6 protein-coding genes and 1 pseudogene are annotated in these 6,778 nt (G+C 41.0%); all 7 read right to left on the bottom strand.

Going from position 1 to position 6,778, the window contains the following annotated elements; translation table 11 throughout:
• Positions 1–608, bottom strand: a pseudogene (locus SD69_RS19010) (alkaline phosphatase D family protein); the annotation flags it as partial.
• Positions 609–735: 127 nt separating this feature from the next.
• Positions 736–2,016 carry a TRAP transporter large permease gene (locus tag SD69_RS17830; RefSeq protein ID WP_041525036.1) on the bottom strand — a complete coding sequence of 427 codons (1,281 nt, stop codon included), beginning with the start codon at positions 2,014–2,016 and terminating at the stop codon, positions 736–738.
• Entirely contained in the window at positions 2,013–2,516 is a 504-nt protein-coding gene (locus SD69_RS17825; RefSeq protein ID WP_052481437.1) for a TRAP transporter small permease, read from the bottom strand. The genes SD69_RS17830 and SD69_RS17825 overlap by 4 nt, the downstream gene beginning before the upstream one ends.
• 2 nt (positions 2,517–2,518) lie before the next feature.
• Positions 2,519–3,499, bottom strand: coding sequence for a sialic acid TRAP transporter substrate-binding protein SiaP (locus tag SD69_RS17820; protein WP_041525035.1), 981 nt, complete (start codon positions 3,497–3,499; stop codon positions 2,519–2,521).
• A gap of 320 nt (positions 3,500–3,819) precedes the next feature.
• The gene (locus tag SD69_RS17815; protein WP_084591709.1) at positions 3,820–5,253 is read right to left on the bottom strand and encodes a PQQ-dependent sugar dehydrogenase; all 1,434 of its coding nucleotides are present in this window, start codon (positions 5,251–5,253) and stop codon (positions 3,820–3,822) included.
• A 467-nt stretch (positions 5,254–5,720) separates the two neighbouring features.
• The gene (locus SD69_RS19115; RefSeq protein ID WP_232301261.1) at positions 5,721–6,056 is read right to left on the bottom strand and encodes a hypothetical protein; all 336 of its coding nucleotides are present in this window, start codon (positions 6,054–6,056) and stop codon (positions 5,721–5,723) included.
• A gap of 536 nt (positions 6,057–6,592) precedes the next feature.
• Positions 6,593–6,778, bottom strand: a 186-nt coding sequence (locus SD69_RS19110; protein WP_232301260.1) for a hypothetical protein, incomplete at its 5' end; no start/stop codon positions are given.

Raw genomic sequence — 6,778 nt, 5'->3', positions numbered from 1 at the left:
GCTAAATCTGTTAGCTTGCCAATATGTTGGTCACTCTCTAGTAAATATGCATCCAAGGTTAAAGCGAAAAGATCACCGAGAGGCTCACCTTTCAAAACCAGCTTAACCTCATGAGTGTTAACCTCTTGGTTTAAGTCGGCCCTTTTATTACCCAACCACAGTTGGTTGTTAATAATTCCAGCGTCCAATCCTTTTTGCACAAAACAATTACTACGATACTCATTGATGTCGCTCTTAACCCCCACCCGCAAACCGGCGCCACCGTCTTGAGAATCTATATACAATCTTTTTACATGGACACTTAGACGAAAAGTCTGGTGACTCACTAATTGGTGAGTTAAGGAGTGAATGCTTCTGTTACCACCCGTACTGAGACACTCAACGCCTCCATTGACAACTCGCCAATCTTCCATGGGATTTGCCCAATAACTACCGCCAATCCATACACGATCATAAGTTTGAGACCAGTTGTCCTTCACCATGTGAGAAAGAGAGTGAATGGCTTTGTCAGAATTTTTACTGGTCGGAGCAGAGCAACCAATGATCTGAGTAGCGATACCGGCTATAGATAGCTTTAACGCAGCTCGGCGCGAAACAGAGAACTTCATAACCTACCTACTGATTTTAATGTTATTGGTAACTAAGAAATAACACCAACATATACTGTAGACAATTTCCTCCTAATTGTACGTCTGTACTCACCATAACTTTGCACGAACGAATAAAGGGAACGTTTTACCTATACAATAGTGTTGGTAGCCACATTGAAAGCTGTGGAAGAAATGTAACAAGCATTAGTACGACAACAAGAGGAACCAGGAACGGCAAAGTCGCTTTTGCACACTGCTCAAAGGGCACATCAGAAACGCGGGACAACACATAGAGAACCATACCCACAGGCGGCGTTAGTAAGCCAATCATTAAATTAAGCACCATAATGATGCCAAAATGTACTGGATCAACACCTAAACCGAGTGCTACAGGTAATAATACAGGCGTAAGAATTGTAATTGCGGCAATGGTTTCCATAAAACAACCAACCACAAAAAATATTAATGTCATAAGCAGCAATATATAAATTTTATTGTCTGTGGCTGCTAGCATCCAAACCGTAAAATCTTCGGTTATTCTTTGACTGGTCAGCACCCATGAAAATGATGCCGCGGCCGCAACAATTAATAGTATTATGCTGGTGGTTTCAATGGTTTCCATACTTATACGAGCTAATGATCGCCAACTCAAAGTGCGATACACCACTGCCCCCAAAAACAACGCATAGATGGTCGCTGCAATCGCCGCTTCTGTTGCCGTAAATATTCCGAATAGAATCCCAGCGATTATAATAATTGGTGTAAGTAAAGAGAGAAAGGCGCTTTTGGTAGCCGCTCCTAAACGCGATATAGAAAACTTTGCATCTTTCGGATAATTTCTTTTCTTTGCATACCACGCGACCATAACCATTAGAGCAATGGCCATTAATAGACCTGGGATAAAGCCAGCGGCAAAGAGCTGTCCAATCGAAACAGAAGCCATTACGCCATAAATAATAATAGGCAAGCTTGGTGGTATAATGGGCCCAATAGTTGAAGATGCTGCCGTTAATCCTACCGCAAAATCTGCATCGTAGCCCCGCTCACGCATGGCTTTAATCTCGATTGCACCAAGCCCACCTGCATCGGCAACAGCGGCACCAGACATACCTGCAAAAATAATAGATGCGCTGACATTTACATGCCCCAGCCCACCTCGACTCCAGCCCACCAAAGCGTGTGCAAACTCAAAAATACGATTCGTTATGCCAGCGGAATTCATGATTGCACCAGCAAAGATAAAAAAAGGTATAGACAACAACGGAAAGCTATCCATGCCGCCCACCATTTGATGCAATACAACTAGCTCTGGAACTTGGCCATCAACCAAAATTGCAAGAAGTGCAGAAATAGCAAGTGAAAAGGCAATCGGAACACCCAGTATTAACAGTATCGCCAAGGCGATAAACAGAACAGCAATAGTCATTTCTTATTCCTAACTTGTTTACACAGCTGCAATGTTGCTTGTATATTTCGCGCTAACATTACCAGCAATCCAATTAGAACAACTATATATAGAACGCTCATTGGAACAGGCATAGATGCCATTTCGTAAATATGAATTCGCGGAATTATTTGTATTGCATATACAACTAAAGCACAAAGAAATAAACTGGTAATTACATGACAAAAAATTGATATTTTGGCTGCCGTCGTTTCGGGGAGTAAACGTACAAACAAACTCACAAAAATATGAGTATTTTTACGTACCCCCATCCCTGCACCAAGAAAACCTACCGCAATCAATAAGTATCGAGATACCTCTTCAGTCCACCCCAGGGATGAACCTAGCACATATCGACTAAAAAACTGCGCAAATACTGTCAACGCCAGCACTGTAAATACTGTAAGAGCAACCCAGTCTTCAACTTTATAGCCTGTTAAATAGCTTTCTGACTCTGATTCACAAATGATGTTCTGCTCCATGATTAAATATCTTGTAAACGGTGATAATAGTCAGCACCCATTCGTTCTTTGTGCTCAGCATGAAACGGTAGGGTTTGCTCTCTGAACGCTTTACGATTCACGGTGTTTACCGTTATCCCCTGAGACTTAAACCAGCCAATCAGTTCATCTTCAGTGTGGCGGGTGTCTTCGGTTGCCCTTTTGGCAGCTTCTGTTAGGACATTACGAAATATTTTTCTGTCGTCATCGCTTAATTCGCCCCAAATTCGATCGCTTGCTAAAGTAAGAATAGAACCAAAGATATGACCAGTTAGATTTATATTATTATTTACTTCATAAAACTTTTTTGCGCGAATCGTTGGCAATGGGTTCTCTTGTGCATCGACTACTCCCTGTTGTAACGCAAGATAAACTTCTGAGAAGGCAATTGGACTGGCGTTTGCTTGCATCGCTTTCGGGAAGACTTTATAAACAGAAGCATTAGGCACCCTAACTTTTAGGTTTTTCATCTGTTCGGGTTCAATCACGGGGATATTGCTCGTTAAATGGCGCTGTCCGTAGTAACTGCAGCCTAATATGTGATTACCATTCGATCGAACGCGATACTCTTCAGCCATTTCAAAAAATAATTTGCTTTGGCTAAAGGCTTGCCAATGATCGAAATCGCGAAATGCATACGGCAGCTCTGGAATTGATAATGCCGGAAAATTTTGCGCCGCGAAACTTGTACCAGTATAAATAATATCTACTACCCCCAAGCTTAAACTTTGATTAAGCTGAGCCTCTTTTCCAAGCGTTGACATGGGAAACACATCTATTTTGTAGCGGCCCTGGGTGCGTTTCTCAATCTCCTCTGCAGCCCATAATGCATGCTGATGCAAGGGCTCGGATATTTCATATACATGCGCCCAAATAATACGGCGTTGCTCGACCGCACCAGACGGTAGTGCCATGAGAAGACAGACAGAGATGAATAGTAGATATTTTGTAATTGAAATCAGCATAAATTAATGCTCGAGTACACACGTTACTAGTATTTTGGGAAAGACCAACACGAAGAACTTCTAACTCACAACCCAAACGTAAACGCTCCTTTAGTTGCGATCAGCTTCGCAAACCACTTGAAGATACGAACACACGAAAATTCGCTACAACTGAAGTGGAATATATCTCTCTAGGAATTCGACCTCTTACCCGACCACCTTATCTTTTATTTATTCTTAAAAATCATCAAACGCTAGTTTTAGTCTAGAGAATCTTTGGAATAGGTATTACTATCTCACACCTATTGTCGACAATTTATAGATGGGCTAGAAGTAGTTTTTTATTTGACGGATAGACGTAAAATATGACCTTTCCCATCGATTGTTACGACTAACATAATAGCACCGTCAGGAGCCACGCTAACATCACGAATACGGCCACGGTCAGAAAAAATCACATCAACTGTATCGATCGTCTCTTCGTTGGTAGATAACAGCTGAAGCTCCTGCTTAGCCATTCCCCCCGCTAACATTTTACCTTTCCAGTTGGTAAACATATTGCCGTCATAAAACGTAATTCCTGATACAGCAATAGACGGAACCCAATAATGTTTAGGTTGTTCCATGCCGTCCTTTTCCGTCAAATGAGTAATAGGAGTTCCGTCATAGTTCATTCCATAAGTGATGACAGGCCAGCCGTAATTCGCACCAGGCTTTATTATATTGATTTCGTCTCCACCCCGCGGGCCATGCTCCGCCTCCCAAATACGATTTGTGTTGGGCTCCACTACCAGACCTTGTGGATTTCGATGCCCTAAGCTCCAAATTCCTGGAAGAGCATCTTCATCGTTAATGAATGGATTATCTTTTGGCACACGACCATCTTCATGTAAGCGAAATACCTTCCCATTGGGTGATCTCATGTTTTGAGCTGTTGGTCGGTCACCGCGTTCTCCAAATCCAAAATAAACATACCCTTCTGAAAATACGATACGTGAACCAAAGTGCCGCCCAGAATCTGAGTAAGAAGATTTAGGTGCTTCGAAAATATCTTGATGTTCAACCCATTTTCCGCCCTTCAGTTTTCCTCGCGCTATTTTAGTTGCGCCTTTATTGCCATCTTCGCTTGCGGCATATGCCACGTAAATCCAGCCATTGTCAGCATAGTCTGGGTGAAGGGTTATATCTAAAAGTCCGCCTTGAACATGATGCCAGACTTTTGGAAAGTCTTTTATTTTTACGCTAGATTTACCGTCCGCAGAAATATTTAATAGCGCCCCGTCGCGTTGAGTTACTAGCATTGAACCATCGGGCAAGTACTCAACAGCCCACAAGATGCTTTCTGCAGTATGTATAGTTTCAATATTGAAAGTGTGGCTTAGGGAGGTGATCGTTTTGGATTCGTTATCTATTTTGTTTTTTTCGCGTAGTAGAATATAACGCTGCTCTTTTATGTAGATAACCAAAGAACGTATTTGATCTTCAGTTAATGTGTCTTCCCAGCTGGGCATGCCACGAGTGGGCACCCCTTTCTTGATATAATGTGCAAGGGAATCAGCTGTTCCATCTTTTAACCATTTATCATTTAAAAATGAATCGGCCATACCCCCGCCCAAGCCTTCACCATGGCAAGTAGCGCAATTTTTTTGATATATCGATTCTACATTTTCTTCTGAATAACCTTTGCCTGAATGGAAAACAATCAATATGGTCAATAGAAATATACTGCCAGTATTTGGCTTCGTTGTTTTGTCTATTAAAAACGAAATTCCCATATTTACATATTCCTATTCTTTAATTTTCTTTTCTGCCTCGTGAAACTATTTCCCTTAGCAAAAACGATGGGAGGTAACAGTATTATCAGACTTGATGTTTTCAACTTACCAGCAGTTATTGCCTGCTTATTATATATTGTCAACAATAAACTATTGTCGAGTTAACTACAACTACTGAAAAACACGTAAACTTTTTTGGGGATCTGAATTACGTCACAGTACGGATGGAAGCATTGTTTTGTGTTCAGAATTATATCGCTGACAATAAAGAAAATCGTGTTTAGGGAGAGGTTACAGTACCTTGGATCCCACTTAGCCGAATACCTGTATTTGTTAGCGAGGGAAACGGTTCATTACTGCAGTGTAATTAACTGGGAGAAAATCAATGTCATCGACGATGATGGACTGTATCGACATCGATTGATTAAATCATAGAGTGCTAAGGTAATTTGAGAATATTTTGCATATCAACTGCCCTGCTCTTCTAATTGTATTTGACTAGATGAAGCGAGAATTTTGACGTGGGAAATGAACTTAAAATCTAGGTTTTTTTCTATCGACCACCCTCTATCAATAGCTATTTCCTTAAATGTATCAATGCATTTCTGAAAGTCTACTACTCTGACACCTGAACTTAAGACTTTGAGTACGGTGGCTCGTGATGGCACCCAATTTGATAAATTTAGATGATCGTTTTCGATAGCCTGTTCAGTACTTAAAATATAATCGACTAAGTTGCTTATTTGAGTGGAGCTTATACTCGGTAATTCCCGCTGTATGGATTCAATCAGTTCCGTATTCATAATATGTGCTATTGGTATTTAATTGATTTATCAGATACTACCGTTTTTTATATGGTTAGTATTGGTTATTTATTAGGTATTTACAGGTCTCTATAGGGGGGGAGCCAGAATGGATCATAACATATTGATTTATAAGAGAAAATACGAACATCGAAAATGTTTCCCTGCGTACAATATTCATTTGAACTTCTAAGTACCCTCTTATCTTACTTCTAGCGTTGACAGTTGATCCTTAGTAAACGCCAGTTTTCCTTTATTCGTGTCAGTTTTTCTTTCCTAATTGTCAGTTCACCTTCCTGGGTGTCAGCTTTCCTTCTTTGTTTTGAAATAGGCGCGTGGTTTATGGTCTAAAAGCACTTATATTTAGAGCGAAAGCACAATATTACTTTCACGTTTTAGGGGGGCAAAGCGTTAACATGTGAATGCGCTATTTTTAGCGCAGTAAAGCTGAAAATTTCTAAAGAAGAAATTCTGACATCGACGAAGAAAAAGATCGGAACGGGTCGAGAAAGAAGGAGTCCTGACAATTGGGGGAGCTATGAGTTTAGGTCAAGCTCTTTCTGACTGGGTGCCGCTTGAGGAGCGATATGCGGTGGTGAACTTATGAGAATTAGGCACTGCTCGGTGTCTGTGTTGAAATTGGCTTGAGGGTAGACCTCTTTGACCATACCCAGTGCTTTTATAGCTTCAACCTTAAATTGGCGCACGGTTTTAATACCTGT

Origin of the sequence: Gilvimarinus agarilyticus (assembly GCF_000832015.1) — a bacterium.
Lineage (GTDB): Bacteria > Pseudomonadota > Gammaproteobacteria > Pseudomonadales > Cellvibrionaceae > Gilvimarinus > Gilvimarinus agarilyticus.
This window is presented reverse-complemented; position numbering and strand designations above follow the sequence as displayed.

Coding starts and splice junctions, on each gene's coding strand:
- SD69_RS17830 (WP_041525036.1), bottom strand. CDS start 2,016: ATGACTATTGCTGTTCTGTTTATCGCCTTGGCGATACTGTTAATACTG.
- SD69_RS17825 (WP_052481437.1), bottom strand. CDS start 2,516: ATGGAGCAGAACATCATTTGTGAATCAGAGTCAGAAAGCTATTTAACA.
- SD69_RS17820 (WP_041525035.1), bottom strand. CDS start 3,499: ATGCTGATTTCAATTACAAAATATCTACTATTCATCTCTGTCTGTCTT.
- SD69_RS17815 (WP_084591709.1), bottom strand. CDS start 5,253: ATGGGAATTTCGTTTTTAATAGACAAAACAACGAAGCCAAATACTGGC.
- SD69_RS19115 (WP_232301261.1), bottom strand. CDS start 6,056: ATGAATACGGAACTGATTGAATCCATACAGCGGGAATTACCGAGTATA.